17 protein-coding genes are annotated in these 20,486 nt (G+C 44.3%); 1 reads left to right on the plus strand and 16 read right to left on the minus strand.

Annotation, left to right across the window (positions count from 1 at the left end; all coding sequences use genetic code 11):
- Window positions 1-120: 120 nt before the first annotated feature.
- Window positions 121-936 carry a DUF2935 domain-containing protein gene (locus tag J2Z65_RS00380; protein ID WP_240159635.1) on the plus strand — a complete coding sequence of 272 codons (816 nt, stop codon included), beginning with the start codon at window positions 121-123 and terminating at the stop codon, window positions 934-936.
- A gap of 183 nt (window positions 937-1,119) precedes the next feature.
- On the opposite strand, the gene J2Z65_RS00385 is transcribed toward J2Z65_RS00380, so the two are convergent.
- The 16 genes from J2Z65_RS00385 to J2Z65_RS00460 form a co-directional block, all read right to left on the minus strand.
- Window positions 1,120-1,830, minus strand: a complete 711-nt coding sequence (locus tag J2Z65_RS00385; RefSeq protein WP_167056689.1) for a metallophosphoesterase family protein — start codon at window positions 1,828-1,830, stop codon at window positions 1,120-1,122.
- A gap of 127 nt (window positions 1,831-1,957) precedes the next feature.
- Window positions 1,958-2,551, minus strand: coding sequence for a DUF1801 domain-containing protein (locus J2Z65_RS00390; protein ID WP_167056687.1), 594 nt, complete (start codon window positions 2,549-2,551; stop codon window positions 1,958-1,960).
- 153 nt (window positions 2,552-2,704) lie between these two features.
- Entirely contained in the window at window positions 2,705-4,684 is a 1,980-nt protein-coding gene (locus tag J2Z65_RS00395; protein WP_209855619.1) for an S-layer homology domain-containing protein, read from the minus strand.
- 165 nt (window positions 4,685-4,849) lie between these two features.
- Window positions 4,850-5,194 (minus strand): histidine phosphatase family protein, encoded by a 345-nt coding sequence (locus J2Z65_RS00400; protein ID WP_167056679.1) that lies wholly within the window; start codon window positions 5,192-5,194, stop codon window positions 4,850-4,852.
- Between the two features lie 229 nt (window positions 5,195-5,423).
- Window positions 5,424-6,767, minus strand: a complete 1,344-nt coding sequence (gudD, locus tag J2Z65_RS00405; protein WP_167056676.1) for a glucarate dehydratase — start codon at window positions 6,765-6,767, stop codon at window positions 5,424-5,426.
- Window positions 6,768-6,851: 84 nt separating this feature from the next.
- Window positions 6,852-8,522, minus strand: a complete 1,671-nt coding sequence (locus J2Z65_RS00410) for an ABC transporter substrate-binding protein (RefSeq protein ID WP_209855623.1) — start codon at window positions 8,520-8,522, stop codon at window positions 6,852-6,854.
- 21 nt (window positions 8,523-8,543) lie between these two features.
- Window positions 8,544-9,437, minus strand: coding sequence for a carbohydrate ABC transporter permease (locus tag J2Z65_RS00415; protein WP_167056669.1), 894 nt, complete (start codon window positions 9,435-9,437; stop codon window positions 8,544-8,546).
- A 24-nt stretch (window positions 9,438-9,461) separates the two neighbouring features.
- Window positions 9,462-10,427 carry an ABC transporter permease gene (locus J2Z65_RS00420; protein WP_167056666.1) on the minus strand — a complete coding sequence of 322 codons (966 nt, stop codon included), beginning with the start codon at window positions 10,425-10,427 and terminating at the stop codon, window positions 9,462-9,464.
- A gap of 146 nt (window positions 10,428-10,573) precedes the next feature.
- Window positions 10,574-12,901: a helix-turn-helix domain-containing protein gene (locus J2Z65_RS00425; protein ID WP_209855626.1), complete on the minus strand. Its 2,328-nt coding sequence runs from the start codon at window positions 12,899-12,901 to the stop codon at window positions 10,574-10,576.
- Between the two features lie 172 nt (window positions 12,902-13,073).
- Window positions 13,074-14,105: a zinc-dependent alcohol dehydrogenase gene (locus J2Z65_RS00430; protein ID WP_167056660.1), complete on the minus strand. Its 1,032-nt coding sequence runs from the start codon at window positions 14,103-14,105 to the stop codon at window positions 13,074-13,076.
- A 45-nt stretch (window positions 14,106-14,150) separates the two neighbouring features.
- The gene (locus J2Z65_RS00435) at window positions 14,151-15,146 is read right to left on the minus strand and encodes a hydroxyacid dehydrogenase (protein WP_167056657.1); all 996 of its coding nucleotides are present in this window, start codon (window positions 15,144-15,146) and stop codon (window positions 14,151-14,153) included.
- Between the two features lie 27 nt (window positions 15,147-15,173).
- On the minus strand, window positions 15,174-16,202 hold the full coding sequence (locus J2Z65_RS00440; protein ID WP_209855629.1) for a Gfo/Idh/MocA family protein: 1,029 nt from the start codon (window positions 16,200-16,202) through the stop codon (window positions 15,174-15,176).
- A 23-nt stretch (window positions 16,203-16,225) separates the two neighbouring features.
- A complete protein-coding gene (locus tag J2Z65_RS00445; protein WP_209855632.1) occupies window positions 16,226-17,761 on the minus strand; it encodes a type 2 periplasmic-binding domain-containing protein in 1,536 nt (511 codons plus the stop codon).
- A gap of 29 nt (window positions 17,762-17,790) precedes the next feature.
- A complete protein-coding gene (locus tag J2Z65_RS00450; protein WP_167056645.1) occupies window positions 17,791-18,672 on the minus strand; it encodes a carbohydrate ABC transporter permease in 882 nt (293 codons plus the stop codon).
- A gap of 32 nt (window positions 18,673-18,704) precedes the next feature.
- Window positions 18,705-19,598, minus strand: a complete 894-nt coding sequence (locus J2Z65_RS00455) for an ABC transporter permease (protein ID WP_338111661.1) — start codon at window positions 19,596-19,598, stop codon at window positions 18,705-18,707.
- A gap of 88 nt (window positions 19,599-19,686) precedes the next feature.
- Window positions 19,687-20,484, minus strand: a complete 798-nt coding sequence (locus J2Z65_RS00460) for a TIM barrel protein (RefSeq protein WP_167056639.1) — start codon at window positions 20,482-20,484, stop codon at window positions 19,687-19,689.
- Window positions 20,485-20,486: the final 2 nt, after the last annotated feature.

Consider the following 20,486-nt stretch of genomic DNA (forward strand, 5'->3'; position numbering starts at 1 on the left):
GCCCAAACAATTTTTATCGATCTGACAAAGGACTACAGGCACTAGATAGGCATATGACAAGCCAGCAATCAAATAGTGTAAAACAAGAATGTGATGCCACTCAAAAGGGAGCAGTAGAACATGACGAAAATGGGCTTTGAGGACGGCGCGCTCTTTGAGCTCCGTTTTTGGCTGCCAGTCTTGGGTGATCATGCAAGGTTTATCAAGGATGGGATGGCGCCTGGAGAGGTTGCGGAAATTTCCAGAGCGGAGCAATTCATTCAAGCCTTTGATAAATTCTCGGACTCAGTGAAGGTGAACTTGGACGCTGGGAGCATCGCTGCCTTGCTTCAAACTGTCAATCCTTGGACCTCACAATTGCGTGGCTTTAAACTTCATTTGCTGCAACGGTCCTTAATTGGGAATATCGTCATTCACTTGTATCCGACGTTTTTAAATCATATGGTTGATGAGCTCGAAGAAGGGATGCGCGTTTTTTCGGCACTGACAAGCGGGCAATTGCCTCCAGCAGGACCGGCTATTCACCAGCACTTAGTATGGCTTCTAGATGCAGTCGGCCACTGTAACATCTTGTCAGACCAATTTGATCTGGTAGAGAGGAACTTAAGAAACAAAAGTGGGGAATTTGAGCATTATTTTCAGACCTATTATCTCAAAGCGATCGAGCTTGCGGGTTATATGCGTACTGGATTACCGGACTTCCCTGCTTTGCGCCGGTTTAATCAAGAAGCTAATACCGTCATGCTCCTCTTCATGAAATTTCTGTCCGAAGTGCAGGAGCTTACGGCCGGCAAAGAATTGCTGAGCACGTTAACAGAGCTAATGCCCGATCATATGTACCGGGAAGAGTGCTATTATTTGTATAAACTCTCTCAAGCGGCCTCAGGCGTGCCCTGCCCTGATTGCGATCCTGCCAAGCAGAGAGCCGGGAACTAATGCTCCTTTTTATTCTTCTGAATTATGTAAAAACCTGGAGAAAGCCTTTGATCAAGATTCCCATACAAAATAAGCAGGCTGCCGCAGCACCTGCTCATTGATAAATGGAAGTAAGTAACAGGTCGAAAGCCCTTTAATTCCATCATTCAGTATGAAGTACATCCGATTTTCTTGATAGGCCGATCACTTTAGGACGTAAACCACTTGGCTTGGCAGCTCTAAACAATTCAATTGTCCTCCGTAAACGGCGCCACCATCGATGCCGATAATGCGATTCACACCAAAGTAGACATTGTAGTTGTCGGAGTCGCCATGCAACGTATCCGTGGAAGAGTGGCCGAAGACCACGATCTTTTTACCGGTATATCCTGAATGAAAATCGCCCCGAATCCACATCAGCGTATAAGGATCTGTTTCGGAAACAGGAATTCCTGGCTGTACACCGGCATGAACAAATATATAGTCATCCGTTTCGATGTAGTGCTCCAGATTCGATATAAATGCCAAGTGCTGCATTAAGATATCCGACTGCAGTTCTGGTTTAATGAACGTTTCCGCGCTCTCATCAACTGCAAAATCAGCTTCGGTAAACCCATAGCTTTTTAAAGTCATATCGCCGCCGTTAATTTGCGCCCAGCGTTTCCAAGCGCGTTCTTCCTGCGTCGTCAATGCTTTAATCATTAAGTCCTCGTGGTTACCCTTTAATACGAGCGCTCCGGCTTCTTTTAAAGCTATGACCCTTTCAATGACACCCTTGGCATTCGGGCCGCGATCCACGTAATCGCCAAGTAAGATCAATTGATCCCGCTCGGGATTGTATTGAGCAGCTGCTAGTAAGCCTTCAAACTTCTCAAGTTCGCCGTGAATATCGCTAATTACAAGCATCCTTTTCATCTAAATTCCCCTTTGTTAATTTGATCCAATAAAACAAAAAAGCCGCCAACTAGGCGGATATTTTTCGGACTATTTTGTTGTCACCCGACGAAACCCGATCCATTAATTCGCTCTTCGAATAAACCTACTAATCATTTAATCCCTTTCCATTGAGAATTTGCGGCATATATTTTTCAACCCTTGACTCTCGCGTTTTGGATTGCTTAGGTTCGGAAAAATAAAGAAGGTATGCTCTTTGCCGTCCCGGCGTCAACGCTTCAAAAGCAGTTTTCAAAGCAGGGATTTCATCGAGCTTATTTTGAAATTCTTCAGGGATGGTGTATTCTGTATTCTTTTTAAAATTCACTTCCAAGCCTGCTTTTTCAACTTCGATGGCTTCATAAATATAGGCTTTCAAGATGGTCTCCATGGCAGTTATCTCTTGAACATTGGTGAACCGAATCTGCCGCGCCGCCTGTACATTCTCCGTTTGTTGGATTAGGATACCATGGGCATCTTGTAACAAAGCACCTTTGTGAAACAGAAGCGCACAGTATTCTTTAAATCCATGTATTAATACAATGTTTTTATTCTGGAACGTGTAACAAGGATGCATCCACTTAAATTCTTCGGTCAATTCACAGTCAAGAACGATACTTCTCAGCTTCTCAGATTCTTCCTTCCACTTTTTGGCTTTACTTAAATATTCATCAACCTTAGGATTCATTACACTATTTAGCACCAAGGTACACTCCTTTGCATTTTTTCGGTCAGCAATCTATGTCATTTTAACTTTATTCACTAGCCTTGTCTAATGCTGGACGAGGGTAAAGACGAATTTACCCCCGTCTACTGACTTAGTCACTTTACCTGCTCCATGCTTTTTCCTTCGTAATCAATCCGCGTTGTTTATCCTAATTTCCGTCGCATAACCCTGGACATCCGATTGCAACTCCACAACGTAAATTCCGGTACTGGCGGCCTTGAAGGAAATAGTTCCCGTCAGCTTCTCGTCCACTAGCACCTCTTTGCCATCAGGCCCGAACACCGTCATTTTTCTTTTGGCATCAGCGGGGATAACAGCATCAGCAATCGTTTGGGGTGGATGAACGAACATTGTTTCTTTCAATTCTTCTTGGGTCCAGCTTATTTTTTCTTTCAACTTCAATTGTTTTTTCGATAGTTCTGTCAATTGTTCGTTTAATACAAACGTATAGTCTTTCCCTTTCTCCAACGTCAATTGATAGAAAACTCCCACAACCGAGTTACTCTTATATCCAGTCTTCCATTCTCTTCTCACCCATTCGATTGCATAAGCATTTTCTTTGGAACTTCCATCCATTACGTTTAACGATAGGTTCGAGCTCGCTGGGGCCGATAATTTTACCACACATGTACAGTTGAGTGTATAAGGCTCCCCATTTAGCGTGGATGTGGAGGAATCGATATTCGTCACATAGTGTCCCGGCACCGGTACATCCTTTGTAAGACCTCCATAACTATCAAGATAGTAGCCAATTGATTCCTTCGGAGGAACCCACTCGTTGCTCACCTTCACAAGTTGATAGCTAACCGCCCCTTTGGCTTGAACCATTAAAGGATTGTCCGGGCTCGCCGCGGCTTTATAGTAGAGGCTTCCTTCATTAGGGGATATTTGATCGGAGTGACCTACCCTTAGGTTGATCGGATGCTCCATATCCAACCCAACCTCAAGTAAGCTGAGCGTAATCGCTCCCCCCTGCCGATCCGGTCGTACCTTTCCATAAAAGATCCCATCTGATTCTGTCGTTACTTGCATTGTACTGACATGTCCTTGATTCAAGACAATTCCTTCCGAATTCAACATCTCCATGTCAAACACGGCCTGATTTTCTCCATGCGCCTTCAGTTCATATGTCTTGTGCTTCTTCAACTCTGCCTGGACAAACAGGGTCTCACCTGCATTAACATTGACTGTGACTTCTTTCGTATGAGCCGGGTCAAGACTTAGGGCGTGCTCTTGCAAGCTACCATTGGAACCCGTCAAGATGGCTCCGGGTTGAAGATCGGTTACATGAACGACATAACGGCCTGCATCTTTTGCCTTAAATACAGCCGAGTTTCCTTTCTGTACGGGAACGGGAGAACCATTAGGACTTTGAATGTCGACAATAATACCATGATTCATCTGTAACTGAACATATTGCTCCTGTTTTAGCTCAAGGGAAAACCAATTGTCCTTATGGTACGAAACTGCTTGCCCCGGGAACGGCATTGGCTTCGGCTTGGCCGATGAGCTCCCTTGTTCCCTAGCCTGCAAGGTAAGACTAAGCAATGCGGCTGCCTCCCCTCGACTTAGAGGAGCCTGCACGTCAACCAACATCGACTGCAACGGGACGGGGAGTACTTCATTGCGAATGAGGGTCAGCGCCCCTCCGGCCCAATCCTGTTCATTCTTCTGTACAGCGTCTGTCGGAAACAACCTGCTTAGCATAACTGCTGCTTCCTGCTTTCTCACATACTGCTTTGGCGAGAAACTTTCCTCACTCGTCCCTTGGATAATTCCAGCTTTGTATGCTGACAAAATATAAGGCATCGACCAAGCCTCCGTACAGTCCTGAAAAGGGATACCACCGTCTACGGTAGGCAAACCAAATACCATCACGACCAGCTTGGCGAATTGCTCCCTGGTCAGTGGCGAATCGGGGGAAAATTGTCCGTCTGCTGTTCCTTCGACCAACTTCTGAGCAGACAACTCCTCGATGTATTTTTTATACACATATCCATCTGGTACGTCCTGATACTTACCGGTATCTGCCAATACCGAATTTCCAAACAGCAGCCCGCAACAAACAACCATACCTACCATTCCAATGAGCCTTTGTTTTCGGATCATTTTTCATTCTCCTTATTCCAATAAGTAAAATTCTCGCTCAGCCAACTTATGAAGCTTAATAGATTTTGCGAACTTCATTTTTCCATAGATGATCTATTCGTTGAAATGTTTGATCTATCCTGCACATTAATGTAAAAAAGTGACCGATCGTCTAGCGGGCTGATCCTAAAGTAAATGCGCTTGATTTGCAAAGTCAACTAATTTGAATTTGCCTTTACATCGATTCCACAAATCAACAAACTCCTCAAATGTCTGTCCAGGTATATCCCCCCAGTTGGCACGCTCTCGCAACCGAATATCCTCTGTAATAGTTATCTTGGTTTCGTTAGCAATGACTTGAGCTGTTTGTTTAGCCCTTTTTAGCGGACTACTGATGATTTTTTGTATTGGCATTTTACTACAATGTCTTGCTGTGGCCTGAGCTTGCATCATGCCTACGGACGAAATAGAGACATCTTCAATTCCCTTAACCTTTTTAGCATGTCTGACAAGGTAAAAATTTGTGCTCATAGCACCAACTCCTTCTTTGTAATCATTCAGATTCGATTACAATTATTTGACATCCATCTAATTTAATAAACATCTAATTAGAAGTATATACTCTTTCCTTGTCGCAAGTAAATACATTCAAAAAACCAAAAAAGCCGCGATTTTCGCGGCTTTTACTGAGACCATAATGATACTCTTTACACCGACATGCGTACATCGATTACAATTCCATCAATGTTGGCCTTTTCGTCTACCTCAGAAGGCAAGGACGTTTGTGATCAAATTTCCAATTTGGAATATAAAATTGCATGGCGATCGCATCATCGCGTGATCCCAAACCTTCCACATTATAAAGCTGATGCGCCTTTTCAATTGCATCCATGTCAATTTCTATTCCCAGACCCGGCTTGCTCGGAACATCCACCATGCCTCCGACAATCCGAAACGGCTCTTTGGTCAACTGTTGACCATCCTGCCATATCCAGTGCGTATCAATAGCAGTTATATGACCTGGCGCTGCCGCTGCTACATGGGTAAACATAGCAAGCGAGATATCAAAATGGTTGTTCGAGTGAGATCCCCACGTCAGCCCCCATTCATGACACATCTGCGCGACTCTGACGGAGCCTTGCATCGTCCAGAAGTGTGGATCGGCAAGCGGGATATCGACAGATTGCAGTTGAATCGTATGTCCCATCTGGCGCCAATCGGTTGCGATCATGTTTGTTGCCGTAGGAAGACCAGTCTCACGACGGAATTCGGCCATTACTTCTCGGCCTGAATATCCGTTCTCAGCTCCGCATGGGTCTTCTGCATAGGCCAGTACATGATGCTGATCACGACATAAGCGAATCGCCTCAGCTAAAGACCACGCCCCATTAGGGTCAAGTGTAATTCTTGCTTGAGGGAAACGTTCCGCCAGCGCAGTGACGGCTTCAATCTCCTCCTCACCGTGCAGGACGCCTCCTTTTAACTTAAAATCATTAAAGCCATATCGTTTGTGAGCCGCTTCGGCGAGCTTAACAATCGACTTTGTAGAAAGCGCTTCCTCGTGACGAAGTCGCAACCAATCATCGTCGGCATCCGGAACGCCCAGGTACGGAAGATTTGTTCTATTACGATCGCCAATATAGAACAAGTAGCCCAACATCTCTACTTTATCGCGCTGTTGGCCTTCTCCTAACAGTGCAGCAACAGGAACACCGAGGAATTTACCTAATAGATCAAGCAGTGCAGCTTCCAAAGCCGTAACGGCGTGTATCGTGATGCGAAGATCGAAAGTCTGCAAACCGCGCCCCCCTGTATCCCGATCAGCGAATTGCTTGCGCACCTTATTAAGAATGTTATTGTATTGACCGATTGATTGACCAATAACCAAATGGCTTGCGTCTTCCAGCGTTTGGCGGATTTTCTCGCCACCAGGTACTTCACCCACGCCTGTATGACCTGCATTATCTTTGAGAATGACAATGTTACGTGTAAAGAAAGGAGCATGGGCTCCACTGAGATTGAAGAGCATACTATCGAACCCTGCAACTGGAATAACTTGCAATTCTGTAATGATTGGCGTACCGGAATTCAATTCTTGATTCATGGGCGGCTTTCTCCCTTTCTTTTTATTGAAGAACTTCTGCCAGTCCAACATTATATATGAACGTGCCGTTCTTTTCATGCTTACTTATTTCTTCATTTTTGCATCATAAGCCGCTTGATAAATGTCCAAATATTTTTTCAGATTCATATCATTCAGCTTCTTCACATAACTGTCCCATTCTTTATCCAAATTCGCGTCTCCCGTTGTGAAACGAGCGATCATCTGATTGATATAGTCCGTCAATGTCTTCTCCAGATCAGCAAGCTCTGTAGCTTGTTCATTCGAGAAGAACAACGCTGGAAGCACAGACTCTGGTTTTTGTTTGTATGGCTCATAGTTATTTTTCGTCTCAGTAAATAGCTTAACTTCCAAAGGATTCTTCGGATCTGCCATCTGCCCAAGCCGGAAATCATTGGAACGAAGAGACGGTGCGGATTGTCCACTCCAATTGATATTATTCACTGCATTCGTCGGAACCGCATTCGGCAAGCTTTTCCAAATGGCTTGTTTTCCATTGATTCCTATTTCTCCATTTGCCGCATAGTCCCATTCAGTTCCAGGACGTCCAATCGTCTGACGCAAAGTCATCTCGGTATTATAAAGCAGATCACCTAGCCGGAATGCTGCATCTGGGTTTTTGGCTGTACGTGTTACGACATAATATCCTTGAAGCACACTTGACTTCCATGGTGTTGTTTGTACACCTGCCGGCCCTTTTAACGAAGGAACTGATTGAACTTGCAGCCATCTGCCGCTTGGACCGCTGAATGTCGTGAATATGCCATTGTGTTGCGAAACTTCGGAACCTAGAATGTTGATATCCGGGTTCTCCCCCATCGCTTTCGCTTGATCCCGATCTTGTGTAAACGATTGCGGAGCAATCAGGCCTTCGGCGTATAGTTTATGAAGATAGGCCAGACCCTCTTTCCAGCCTTGTGTATTGACTGATGTCGTGATCTTACCATTGTCAACATATAACCGCGTTGTAATTCCGGAGTCAAGAACAAATGAGTTCATGATAAATGAATCAATATTAACGGCTGGACCAACAGCTGCTCCCGCCAATGGAATCTCATCTGCTTTTCCGTTTCCATTCGGATCCTTCGTCTTAAAAGCTTTCAATACGTTATACAAATCATCTGTTGTTTTGGGCATCTGAAGACCTAATTTATCGAGCCATGGCTGGTAAATCCACATCTTTTGGGACATTGAGCAGTGATAGCACTCGTTCACTTGAGGCAAAGCATAAATTTTGCCTCCGGGTGCTGTTATCTCGTCCTTCACACCTTGAACGATATCGAACATTTTCTTCGTTTCAACGCCGTATTTATTGATATATGGCGCTAGATCTAAGAAATCGCCTTGCGTGCCATAGATCAGCTGTTGTGTTGGTGAAATCCCGAAACCCATAATGACGTCGGGAAGATCGCCACTTCCAAGAACAAGATTCAATTTTTCTACAGCTGACTTTTCAGGAGCAACGGTCCATTCAATATGTATGTTTGTTTTCTCTTCCAAATATTTCGTGAATTCATTGTTTGCATAATCGCTTACACCAGGGAAACCTTTGACTAATACTTTCAAAGTCGTTTTCTCTTTAGTTATCGGCAGTTCACCTGCTGCTGTGACATTACTTGCTGTCACCGCTTCCTTCGCCGTTTCCGCAGGTGCGTCTGCCTGTTTATCTCCGCAACCCCCAAGAACAACCCCACTTGCTACAAGCATACTTAGTCCCATACCCCATATTTTTTTCATTTCTGAAATAACCTCCCTTTTTTATCCTTTTAAAGAGCCAATCATAACACCTTTAATGAAGTACTTTTGGACAAATGGATAAACGAGCAGTAAGGGTAGTGATGAAACGACAATTAGCGAATATTTCAAAAGTGAACGCAATCCTTCTTGAGCTGCTATTTCTTTCATGTCAAGCATGGAAGCATCTACTTCGTTCTGTACGAGTATCTCCCTTAAGACTAATTGCAGTGGATATAACTTCTGATTATCGAGGTACAATAGACCATTAAAATATTGATTCCAATAGCCTACCGCGGAGTAAAGCGCAACAACGGCGATTATGGGACCCGACAGCTGCAGCACGATAGAAAAAACATATCGAAAATCGTTACAGCCATCGATCTGTGCTGCTTCAAGCATTTCATCCGGTAGCGTCGTTTTGAAGTAAGTTCGTGTGATAATAATGTTAAAAACACTCATAGCACTTGGAATAATCATGGCCCAAGCTGTGTTCAGCATGCCAAGATCTTTTACCAATAGATAAGAAGGAATTAGCCCTCCAGAGAACATCGTCGTGAAAACAAAAAGCAGCATAATCCAATTTTTACCGAATAGATCCCGTCTAGAAAGCGGATAAGCGGCAGCGATCGTTAGAACTACACTGAAACACGTACCAGCAACCGTATAAATGACAGAATTTCGAAATGAACTCCAAATCAACTTGTGCTTAAAAACAGCTGCATATCCTTCCAAAGTTGGATGTACGGGCCATAGCCAAACTTTACCCGAGATTACAGCGTCTGGCGAGCTGATGGAAGCGCTAACAACAAAGATCAATGGGTACAAGATAACTACTAGAAATAGTGATATCAGTAACACATTGGTCCAATTAAACCATTTGTCACCTCGTGATTCGAGAATATGTGATTCTTTCATAAATGCACCTCCCCCGCTACAGCTTTACCATAAGCTTTCTTGCTTTGCACGTTTCGCAATTTGGTTGACAATAATAAGCATGGCAAGACCAACAACCGATTTGAATAAGTTAATTGCTGTTGAGTAAGAGTAATTCATTGCTTGAGAAGCTAGTCCTACTTTATATACATAAGTATCAATGACCTCTGATGACCTAAGGTTCAATTGATTTTGTAAAAGCAATACTTTTTCAAAGCCAGAATCCATAATATGACCTGTGTTCAAAATAAGTAAAATGATCACTACAGGCATAATGCCAGGAATATCGATATGTAAAATCCGCTTAAACTTACTGGCACCATCAATAACCGCAGCTTCATGCTGAGACGGGTCAATCCCTGAAAGCGCTGCCAAGTATATGATGCAAGAGAAACCTACATTTTGCCAAATACCCGACCAGACAAAGACGGAACTGAAATAGCTTGGTTTTGCCATGAAATGAATAGGCTCAACACCAAACACCCCAAGCAGTAGATTGACAATCCCCTTTTCTGGATCCAGAAGTACGAGAACAATCCCAGCCATAACGACAACAGAGATAAAATGTGGAGCATAAGTGATCATCTGCACCGATTTCTTAAACCACTTGTTTTGAATGTTATTGATTGCCAATGCCAAAATGATTGGGAAAGGAATACCTGCGAGCAAGCTGTAGAAATTAAGGACCAATGTGTTTTTTAAAAGGGTACCAAATTCATACGAATTGAAAAATCGGATAAAGTGCTTGAAACCCACCCAATCACTGCCCGTGATCCCTTTAGAAGCAATAAAATTTTTGAATGCTATTTGCGCTCCATACATGGGATAATACTTGAACACTAAAATGTAAAAAACAGGAAGAGCTAGTAGAACGTAAAGCTGCCAACTGCGATGCAGCTTCTTTAAGAAGGGCATTCGTTTAATCTCAGTCTTAGCCTTTGTCAATGTATTTACGCTTGCCACCGTTTTCATTTGGGTAACCTCCCTTCGTCGTTGTATAACCTTAATGTAAGGGCACCCATAGTTGAATGTATATATGAAAACGTGTAACTCCTGTGCAATTCTTAGGATTTGAGCATGTGCAAACGCTTTATTCATGTGCAATTGTTAATTTTCCGCTATACATTTACTTCTACAGACCTTTGATACACCGTTGCACTAACCCCATGCAGCCGCTTGAATGCCCGGCAGAATGTATTGGATGAAGCGTAACCCACTTGGTCCGCAATTTCCTGAATAGCGAAATCCGAATTTTTTAGTAAATGCTTCGCTCGCTCCATGCGCAATTGCTCCAAATAATCGGAAAAATTGATACCTGTTTGATCTTTGAAAAACTGTGACAAGTACACTTTGGATACACGAAGCCGATCCGCTGCATCGTCCAAACATAATGCTTTGTTTGAAAAGTCTTTCTGAAGCATCATTCGAATATGATCGAGCAATTCGATGTTACGGTTTGATCGCTGCTCCATTACATGCTGACAAATTTTCGAATAGGAAAGGCAAATCGCTGCAAAATGCTGTTGCAAGCTCTCATAGGAATGCTCTGCTCCATCTATGCGCTGAATTTGCGTGTAAACATCCTCAGCCTGCATCCCTAACTGTCGAAGAAGCTTGACGTGATTACCCCATAGCTCGCTAATGAATAATCGAATAACAGTTTGTGAAAGGTGCCGTTTTTCAAAGTTTTCAATATATAACGCCTGTAAGATACGAGTGACCTCTTCTTGCTCTCCTGCCATGGCTACATTCATTAATCGGCCTTCAATGTCCTGCGGGTAATGGTAATCATTGAGCGCTGCTGGGAGCTCATCGAACCATTGCAATCCATCCTTCTGAGATCGAACTAAGGCAAACAAGACTTCTCTGGCCTGCTCATAGGAACGTGAGATGGTCGTTACTCGATCACAAAAACCTCCAATGCCACAATCGGATACAATCTGAAACCGCTGGTTAATCGTATGACATACATTTTCCATTAATTTCGATACGTTCTCACGATGTTTATTGGCGTCATGCGAATATACACTCAGTAAAACTGCAATTTGATCCTGAGCCACATCATATGCAAATCCATCGGAGCCAACAAGCTCCCTTATAAGCTCAGCTGATGCGAAGCGAACGCGATCCAAATCTTTGAGTAGCCGATCATTGTAACCGTTGTCATAACCCTGAATTCGAATGAGAGCGACAACATATTTTCTATCTTCGTCCTCCATCCCCAAGCTCAGATGCTTCATCAGAATATCCGCATCCCGCGTAGATAGAAATTGTCCTTGCATAAGCCTTCTGAAATATGATGCCCGTAATAAAGGCACCTGCTGCTCCAATTCGGATTGTAGCTTATGGTTGGAAAGAGCCAGTCCCGACACAGCTTCACTTATAAAACCGTATACATCATGCTGTTTCACTCCGCCTCCAACCAGATCTCTTAGCGACTGAGCAAGGTTGCGAAGCGGCTTACTATTCCGATAAGCAAGAAAATAGGCCATGGAAACACCAATCACCAAAAAAAGAAGGGTTAGAGAGAAAATAATCTTTTGAATATAATGAACTTTACCTAGCAAAGTTTCTTTCGGTTGGCCAACAATGTACGTCCATCCATTACTATTTGATTTCGTATATGTAATAATCATCGATTGATTATTCAGCTTTTGCTCGACAATACCATGCTCTTCCTTCAAATCAGCCAAATGGATTGGAAGTCCGGTATCTTCCCCAGATAAAGTGCTCATGATGCGCCCCTGATCATCCAGAATATACGCCCATCCGCCTTCCGATAAGTTTAGCCCCTTAAATAGCTTACGAATCTCAGCTTGATCAATCATTACCGCGATAACTGCCTGCGGATTACCAGGGAGTCCTAGCGATTGCAAATACGTCATCATCTGGTAGGCGTTATTTCCAATACTCACGTGTTCAGAGGGGAGAAATGAACGGGAATGGTAGGACAGCAACCAATTCTTCCGCATTGACTCCGAATTGCTCCCATCATAAATAGCTATTCGACTAAAAAACTCGTCCGTTGTATAGCTAGAACCCGGTGTTAGAACAAGGTCACTTTTCTTAAAAAGGATATAGTAATTAAAAACGAAGTTATTTGAAAGTTTGAAATCATATAAGCTCTTATTTGTATCGACGACCGAGTACGTATTGGCTCCTTTAAAAGGATCGGTTACTGTCATAAATTGAATGACTTTCGTATTGGCGGCTACTTGACGTCCAATCGATGAAATCTCATCCAATCTTCGTTCAAGAATATCTCTGCTTTGATCCAGTACAACCCTATGATTCTCGGTGGCATTCTTCTCCATAACATTAATCGTCTCTTTATAGACGATGTAGCCAATACCAAGCAGCATACAAATAAATAGAAGGTAAGGGATCAGCATATGAATAAAAACCTTATGTCTGACATTCGTATCCGGTACAAGCCATTTACGCATTGGTATTTTCCTCCTTCATATTAATTGTATAAATTTACTATAAGTATATCAAAGTATTGCGAGTACAAGCATAAAAAAGATTGAAGAAAGTCGCAGCTGAAATCAGCAAGCAAAAAATCCTAACCGTTGTGTTAGGATTCTTCGCTTCGCTCAAATGGCGGTTTAAATGGTGCTATTTGACCTCGCAGTCAATCATGACGTGAATGGTATCTCCTTTATGTTCATTCCTCAATTGGAATGCTCTAGCGACTTCCGCGAGTGGGACGACGTGAGTAATCATTTCCTCGGTGTTAACTAATCCGTCAAGGACCAACCGCAGTCCTTCATCGAAGTAACGACGGTTGTCGATGTCACGCTTAGGTTCCGTTGAAAGGATATCCAACCGTTTTTTGTGTACCTTGAAGAAATCAACCGGCTTGTGACAAGTGCCGATGCACCCGTACATCACAATACGTCCATTTTGCGCTGCTGCGTTAATAGCATCTACCATACCTGCTCCTTCTAGGAGACAAGGGATGACGACATCAAAGCCGTCTGGGAAATCTGCTCCCACGATATCCATTGTATCCGCATGTTCATGAGGAATTTTATACGTATGGGTGGCACCATATTTACGTGCAAGTTCCAGTTTTTCGTCAAACAGATCTGTGACGACCAAATTTCTAGGACTAAACATATTGATAACTTGCGTCATCACGAGACCGCTGACGCCTTGCCCCGTAATCAATACGTTCTTATTCGGGGAAATATCCCCGAGTTCTGCTGCATGGATAATACCCGGAAGCACTTCAATCAGCGAACCCTCGATTAACGGCAGGTCTTTGGGCAACACCTTTAGAGAAAAAGGGGTGCAGCATACATATTCGGCAAACGCTCCCCAAACATACCGCAAAGCAACATGATCGCCAACCTTGACACCAATCACATTAGGGCCGACTTTATCAATTACACCTGCAACTTCATGTCCCAGCCTGGTAGGGTACGAAATAAATTCAGGCTCGCGCGCGCCACGGAATACCTCCACATCACTACCGCATATACCGACCCACTTGACCTTAACCCGTACTTCCCCTTCCTTGGGCTCCGGAATCAAGGCACGTCTAACGCTAATCTCGCCGATGGCGTCCATAACCGCACACAGCTGTGTTCCGGGACCATCATAATCTACCAACTCCATCGGAGGAACGGACATTTTTCTAACCATTTGCTAATTTCTCCTTCCAAAAAAGAATTCTGCTTCTACATCCTGTTAGGCCATAACTTCCCACATTCTCTCATTTACTTCATACGTCGTCTTCTCTTCCCTCAGGCTTCTGATGATGTCTTCGACTACTTCCTCCATCAATGCAAGATGACCCTGTACAGTGGCTCCGGCGATATGAGGTGAAAGAAGTACATTCGGGAGCGACCGAATCGGATGATCGACAGCAAGAGGCTCCTTCTCAAACACATCTAGTGCGGCAATAAATCGTCCGCTTTGAAGCTCCTCCATGAAAGCCAGCTCATCCACCACAGGACCTCTAGAAGAGTTAATGAAGACAGCACCGTCCGGAATTAGCGCAAGCAATTCACGGGTCAACATTCTTTCCGTAGCGGGAAGCTTGGGTGCGTGAACCGAAATTATGGGGCAGCTCATTACTTCCTCTAGGTTAGCCTTCTTCGCGTTTAGCCGTGCTGCCGCTTCTTCCGTCAAATAAGGATCATAAATAAGAACTTTGACTTGAAACGGCGCAAGCAGCTTGATAAAAGCCCGAGCCGTAGAGCTTGCCGAAATGATGCCAACCGTGTTGCCAGTAAGCTCTTTTCCCTTCAATCCTGCAATCTTCCATTTCCCATCCCGTATTGCGGAATCAAAAGCAGGCAAATACCGGAGAGAGGTTAGGAGCGTCGCTAAACAATATTCCCCTACACTTAACGCGATCCTCGGGGCTGCAGAGAAGACTTTGACTCCTTGTGAAAAAATTTGCTTCGGAACAAGGTTCTTCACAGTTCCGGCCGCATGGCCAACGGCACGAAGCTTGACGGCTTTCTCAAGCATTTCGTCTGTCAAGCTGGGGGAACCCCAACTGGAAATGATCACTTCCGCATCGGAAATCAGTGCCAATAGCTCTTCCTGTGTGTAATCGCGTCCTGTTTCATTCCACAGGGGTTCGAAATAGTCATTTATACGCGAACGGCACGCCTCCGAACATACTTCATCCAAACGAGATTGCGGTGAAAGCACCAAAACTTTTAACTTTTGCATAAGTCCTCCTTCGTTTTCCTTCAAGGATTATAGCTGTACAACTTGACCTGTCCTCATCGACTCAAAGCATCCATCAATGACTCTCATCACCTGGATGATTTCCCTTCCTGAAGCCAGAGGTTGACGTCCCTCTTGTATGGCTTGGGCAAACTCCTCAAGCTGCCATTTGAAATTAGAAAATGTGGTTTCACAGGTTTCCAGCTTCTCTCCGTTCAAGCTAAGCTCATATTCGTCTTTCAAATGCAGCATACCATTCGTTCCAATTAAATATCGATCATAAATACTGTTCTGCGTAGACCATATACGCTTTCCTGTAAGACCTGCTTCATCCGTTGGACGGCAGCCAGCGTTAAAGGACATCCACACATTCGCCATTCGGCCTTCGCCAAAATTCATGGAAATGGCAACTTCATCTTCTCCCGTCCAATTCGGGTTGTTGGAATGGCCTTGCGCATAGACCGACTGGGGGGCTCTGCCATATGCCCATTGAATATAGTCAAGAATGTGGCTTCCCCAAAGCGGAATAATAAAACCGCCAATCTTTGATTCGTCCTTCCACCAATCTGCTGCCGGCTTATCCATATGCGCCAAAAGCAGGGCGTTAATGTTGATCAAATCGCCAATAGCTTTCTCTCTCACCTGACGGATCGATTCCATCACCGGTTTATAGAACCGGCGGCTTTGCCCTATCATTAAGGTGACATTATTGGCTTCGGCCGCCTCCGCCATCTCCTCTGCTTCCTGTACATTCATCGCCATAGGCTTCTCAACCAGCACATGCTTGCCGGCGCGAAGCGCCTTCATCGAATATTCCGCGTGAATATCATGCGGCAGGAGCAGCAGGAAAGCGTCGATATTCGGATCTTTGACCGCATCATCATACGAAGTATAGGTCTTCACCCCTTCCCACTTTTCGGCTTCCTGCCGCAGTTTACCTTCATCTCGAGATATAAGGGCAACCAATTCAATTTGATCTGCTAGCTCCCGGATTGCCGGAAGATGGGATTTCGATACGCGTCCCAATCCGACAACGGCCAATCGCATTTTTCGCTGCATGAATTCTCGACTCCTTCCTCTATTTATTTACCTTTTTTTCTATCTTGATAGGCTTGGTTGAACTCGTCGGTCATTTTCATGTAATTGGCATCTGCTTTGAACGACTTTACCATCGCATCCCATGACTCGACCGGTTCTTTACCCATGATCACTTTAACTTTCATATCGTCCATCTTCTTCTTATAGTCCGGTCCCATTTTCAAATCAATATCGGACATGAGACCGATCGATACATCGGATACGCCGTAATTTGAGCGATCATCGACAATTTTCTTGTTACGTTCGAAGGTTGTTTTCGGCATGCCTACGCGGTATGCCCATAAGTACGGATCGAATCTTTCGAAGATTTTACCGAATGAGCTTTGCGATACACTGTCTTTTACAGCTTGCTCTGTAGCCGTTTTGAAGCCGTCTACCACCTTAAAGTGGACATCCTTAAGTCCGTAACAAGCCAATTCGAAACCTTCCTCGGATGCGCCATAATCCATCAAAGCCAAGATTTTCTTCATTTTAGCTTCAGGGACTTTTTTCGGAATCACATATAGTCCGGCAAATCCGGAACCCGTATGAACCATTTTACCGGCTGGGCTTTCCAGATAAGTCATAGCTACAAAATCAGCTTTCGGATCAAGCTTTTGCGCTCCTTCCGTAGCCCGGAAAACACCTTCTGTGGTGTCCACTTGGACACCGACTTTGCCCGCTTTTGCCATATTTTCATAGTCGGTTGTTTTCATAGCAATGAAATCTTCTGGCAATATTTTATCCTTGTACATCTTGTTAAGATAAATAAGTCCGTCTCTAGTTCCCTGTTCCAGATCAGTGTCAACCAGCTTGCCGCCTTCTTCTTTCCATTTCCCATTGCTTTTATTAAAAATATCAATCACTTTTTCCCAGTTCTTTCCGTTATAACCATATGTGTCAGCTTTGCCGTTCTTGTCCGGGTCTTTATCAACGAATGCTTTTAATACGGTGTAGAACTCATCCATGGAATGCGGCATCTTCAGCCCCACGTTCTCGAGCCAATCTTGACGAATATTAAAGAAACTGCTTCCATGAAGCGGACGTACCGACGGAAGGATAAATTGTTTGCCATTTACTTTGACACTGTCCATAATTTCTTTCGGATAAGCCGATAAATTTTTATAATCCTTCAAATAGGGCGTCAGATCCCAAAAAGCGCCTTGTTTGATCATGGTGATCGCCTGCGTTTGCTTCATGTCTTTGATTTTCATCAAATCAGGCATATCGCCTGAAGCCAGCATGACGTTTTGCTTCTCTTCCCATGCATTTGGAGATGCCCAAGTAATATTCAACTTGGTATTCGTGCGTTTCTCGAATTCCTTGGTAACCGGATTATCTGCTGCCGGCGGTTCTGGTGTACTAAACTCCGTAAAAATGCTAATTTCTGTTGGTGGACCGCTGTCAGCAGCAGTTCCTATTCCTGTTGTTGAAGCTGGTGCTGCTCCGCCTGAGCAAGCCGACAGGACCGATGATACCATAATGAATGTTAGAGACACAGGCACCGCTTTCCTCGTAATTGACCTCTCATTTTCTTTCATACTTACCCTCCTCATTCATTTTAAAAAGATTATCCTTTCACCGAACCCAGCATGACGCCTTTGGCAAAATGCTTTTGCAGGAACGGATAAACACACAGGATGGGAAACGTCGCGATAACGACGGCTGCCATTTTTAAAGTTTCGGTAGGGATACTTTGTTCGGCCATCATCTCTGCAGCTGCCGATCCCCCTGCTTGCGTCGATGAGTCGATTAACATATTGCGGAGTACGAGCTGGAGCGGCCACTTGGCATGATCATTGATGTATAATACCGCACTAAAGAAAGTGTTCCAGTAAGCAACTGCGTAAAACAAACCAAATGCGGCAAGTGCGGGAAGGGATAGAGGAAGAACGATCCGGAAGAAAACGCCGATATCGGTTGATCCGTCGATGATAGCGGATTCCTCCAATTCAACCGGAATACTGTCGAAGAAGCTTTTCATTAGGATGACATACCACCCGCTTGTCAGAACAGGTAAAATCAATGACCAGACGCTGTTAATTAACCCCAAATCACGAACCAGCAAGTAAGGCGGGATCAATCCCGGACTAAACAAAAGCGTAATAAGAATTAATAGCATGATCAGTCTTCTGCCTTGCAACCGCTTACGGGATAAACCGTAAGCAAGCGCAGCTGTTACCACCAAGCTGAGTGCTGTACCGACAGTAGCTAGAAAACCACTGATGATTGACGCGTTTTGAAATGCTGACGTAGATAGCAAATATTTGTAAGAATCCAATGTCCATTTGTGCGGAAATAAGATATATCCCTGCTTCTCGATGTACTCCGCCGGATCCGTAAAAGAAACGACAAATACATAATAAAGCGGAAAAAGCGTAATGATTGCAACGATGCTCAGCACAATCATATTCACTGCATCAAACAGGCGGTCGCCTGTGCTTCGTTTCATTATTCTCACCCCGTTTCCGGTATTTGCGGAGATTAATACACGCCTTCTTCGCCAAATCGTTTAGCCAGCTTATTGGCTGCAATAACCAGAATGAATCCGACCACAGATTTGAACAAACCGACAGCGGTACTGAAACTGAATTGTCCCTGCTGAATTCCCAGACGATAAACATATGTTTCAAAAACATCTGCAACATTGGACACGGCACCGTTCATCATCAGAAAGACTTGCTCAAAACCAACGTCCATAATATGTCCGAGCTTTAATATGAACAAAACGACAATGACACTTCGGATTGCGGGCAGCGTTACGTGCCAGGCTTGCCGAACCCGGCCCGCTCCATCCATTTTAGCTGCTTCATAGAGCCCAGGATCGACGCCTGCGATAGCGGCAAGGAAAATGATCGTTCCCCAACCGGCCTCTTTCCAGACGTTCTGAATGGTAAGCAGCACCCAAAAATTGTTTTCATTCGTTAAAAAGTCGTATTTGGCAGCCCCTAAACTGACTAGCATTTTATTGATAATCCCTGACGACTGCGACAACAACAAAAAAGTAATCCCTGCAATAATTACCCACGATAGAAAGTGCGGCATATATACGATCGATTGGATCCATTTTTTGTAGACCTCATTGCGCAGTTCGTTCAATAAAAGTGAAAGTAAGATCGGCAGCGGGAAAAAAAACATCAGATTCAATAAACTGATAGCCATCGTATTTCGAAATAAAAGATAAAAGTCTTGGTTTGAAAAAAAGCGAATAAAATGGTCAAAGCCCACCCACTCACTTCCTGTTACCCCCATGTATGGCGAGTAATCTTGGAAGGCGATGACGACTCCCCACATAGGCACATATTTGAATATCAGAAAAAACAACAAGCCTGGAGTAATCAACAAATACAGAAATTTGTCTCGTCTAAGACCGTGCATCACATGCTTCCATCTGCTTTGCGGTGCGGTTTCTGCTAGATTACCCAAATGCAATTCACTCTGAGCTGCCACTGCACTGCACCTCCTTTTACTTAAAAAGTGACTTCGCATAAGCTAAATCTTCGGCGATGTAACGGTCTTTATTGGCCAGATCCGTGTACTCCGCTGTCAAACAGATAACCCCGGAATAGTTTCGTTCTTTCACATAGTTCGCAATTCTCGGCCAGTGGGCCATTCCGTGCCGTCCGGTCGTAAAATGACGCTTCCACTCAGCTATTTCGGCTTCGGGTCCGTTACTGCGAACAAAATAACCATTTTTCAAGTTCACCATAGCCAGGTGGGACCAGACGATGTCCAATCCGTATTCGGGCTGCTGACCCGCGAATGCATCATGCGCAGCATCCCAGACTACACCGATATCGTCGGGGCTAAGTTTATCCATCAACTGCATAATTCCATTGGAATCGATGATATAGTTTCCGTAATGCTGCTGGATGCCCACCTTTACTCCGTACTTTTCGCATAGCGGTACAAGTTCTTCCAACCTTCGCTTGGTCCGTTCTTCTGTCGCCTTATAGCCATCTTGGTCGATGTCAACCATGATCCGGATCAGCGGCACTCCTGCCTCCGAACAGGCGGCGAAAATGGTTTCATCGGTTGAAGCCGCAACGCTGAATATTTTGACACCTTGTTCGCCTAACTGCCTAGCAAATTCCGGAAGCGTTTTTCCTACACTTTCTGGCTCTACCTGAAACCCCGCACGAACAGGAAGCTCGATGCCGTCAAATCCGATACCACTTACAAAGCTGGCTAGCTCGGGGGCCTTTTTATCTTTCCAATGCTTGACAAAGAGTGAAAATGAATATGGTTTTTCCGGATTTTCCACAG

The organism is Paenibacillus aceris (assembly GCF_017874035.1).
In the GTDB taxonomy this organism is placed as follows: domain Bacteria; phylum Bacillota; class Bacilli; order Paenibacillales; family NBRC-103111; genus Paenibacillus_E; species Paenibacillus_E aceris.

Excerpts from the sequence above, each read along its gene's own strand:
- J2Z65_RS00380 (WP_240159635.1), top strand. The coding sequence starts at position 121 with ATGACGAAAATGGGCTTTGAGGACGGCGCGCTCTTTGAGCTCCGTTTT.
- J2Z65_RS00385 (WP_167056689.1), bottom strand. The coding sequence starts at position 1,830 with ATGAAAAGGATGCTTGTAATTAGCGATATTCACGGCGAACTTGAGAAG.
- J2Z65_RS00395 (WP_209855619.1), bottom strand. The coding sequence starts at position 4,684 with ATGATCCGAAAACAAAGGCTCATTGGAATGGTAGGTATGGTTGTTTGT.
- J2Z65_RS00400 (WP_167056679.1), bottom strand. The coding sequence starts at position 5,194 with ATGAGCACAAATTTTTACCTTGTCAGACATGCTAAAAAGGTTAAGGGA.
- gudD (WP_167056676.1), bottom strand. The coding sequence starts at position 6,767 with ATGAATCAAGAATTGAATTCCGGTACGCCAATCATTACAGAATTGCAA.
- J2Z65_RS00410 (WP_209855623.1), bottom strand. The coding sequence starts at position 8,522 with ATGAAAAAAATATGGGGTATGGGACTAAGTATGCTTGTAGCAAGTGGG.
- J2Z65_RS00415 (WP_167056669.1), bottom strand. The coding sequence starts at position 9,437 with ATGAAAGAATCACATATTCTCGAATCACGAGGTGACAAATGGTTTAAT.
- J2Z65_RS00420 (WP_167056666.1), bottom strand. The coding sequence starts at position 10,427 with ATGAAAACGGTGGCAAGCGTAAATACATTGACAAAGGCTAAGACTGAG.
- J2Z65_RS00425 (WP_209855626.1), bottom strand. The coding sequence starts at position 12,901 with ATGCGTAAATGGCTTGTACCGGATACGAATGTCAGACATAAGGTTTTT.
- J2Z65_RS00430 (WP_167056660.1), bottom strand. The coding sequence starts at position 14,105 with ATGGTTAGAAAAATGTCCGTTCCTCCGATGGAGTTGGTAGATTATGAT.
- J2Z65_RS00435 (WP_167056657.1), bottom strand. The coding sequence starts at position 15,146 with ATGCAAAAGTTAAAAGTTTTGGTGCTTTCACCGCAATCTCGTTTGGAT.
- J2Z65_RS00440 (WP_209855629.1), bottom strand. The coding sequence starts at position 16,202 with ATGCAGCGAAAAATGCGATTGGCCGTTGTCGGATTGGGACGCGTATCG.
- J2Z65_RS00445 (WP_209855632.1), bottom strand. The coding sequence starts at position 17,761 with ATGAAAGAAAATGAGAGGTCAATTACGAGGAAAGCGGTGCCTGTGTCT.
- J2Z65_RS00450 (WP_167056645.1), bottom strand. The coding sequence starts at position 18,672 with ATGAAACGAAGCACAGGCGACCGCCTGTTTGATGCAGTGAATATGATT.
- J2Z65_RS00455 (WP_338111661.1), bottom strand. The coding sequence starts at position 19,598 with ATGCACGGTCTTAGACGAGACAAATTTCTGTATTTGTTGATTACTCCA.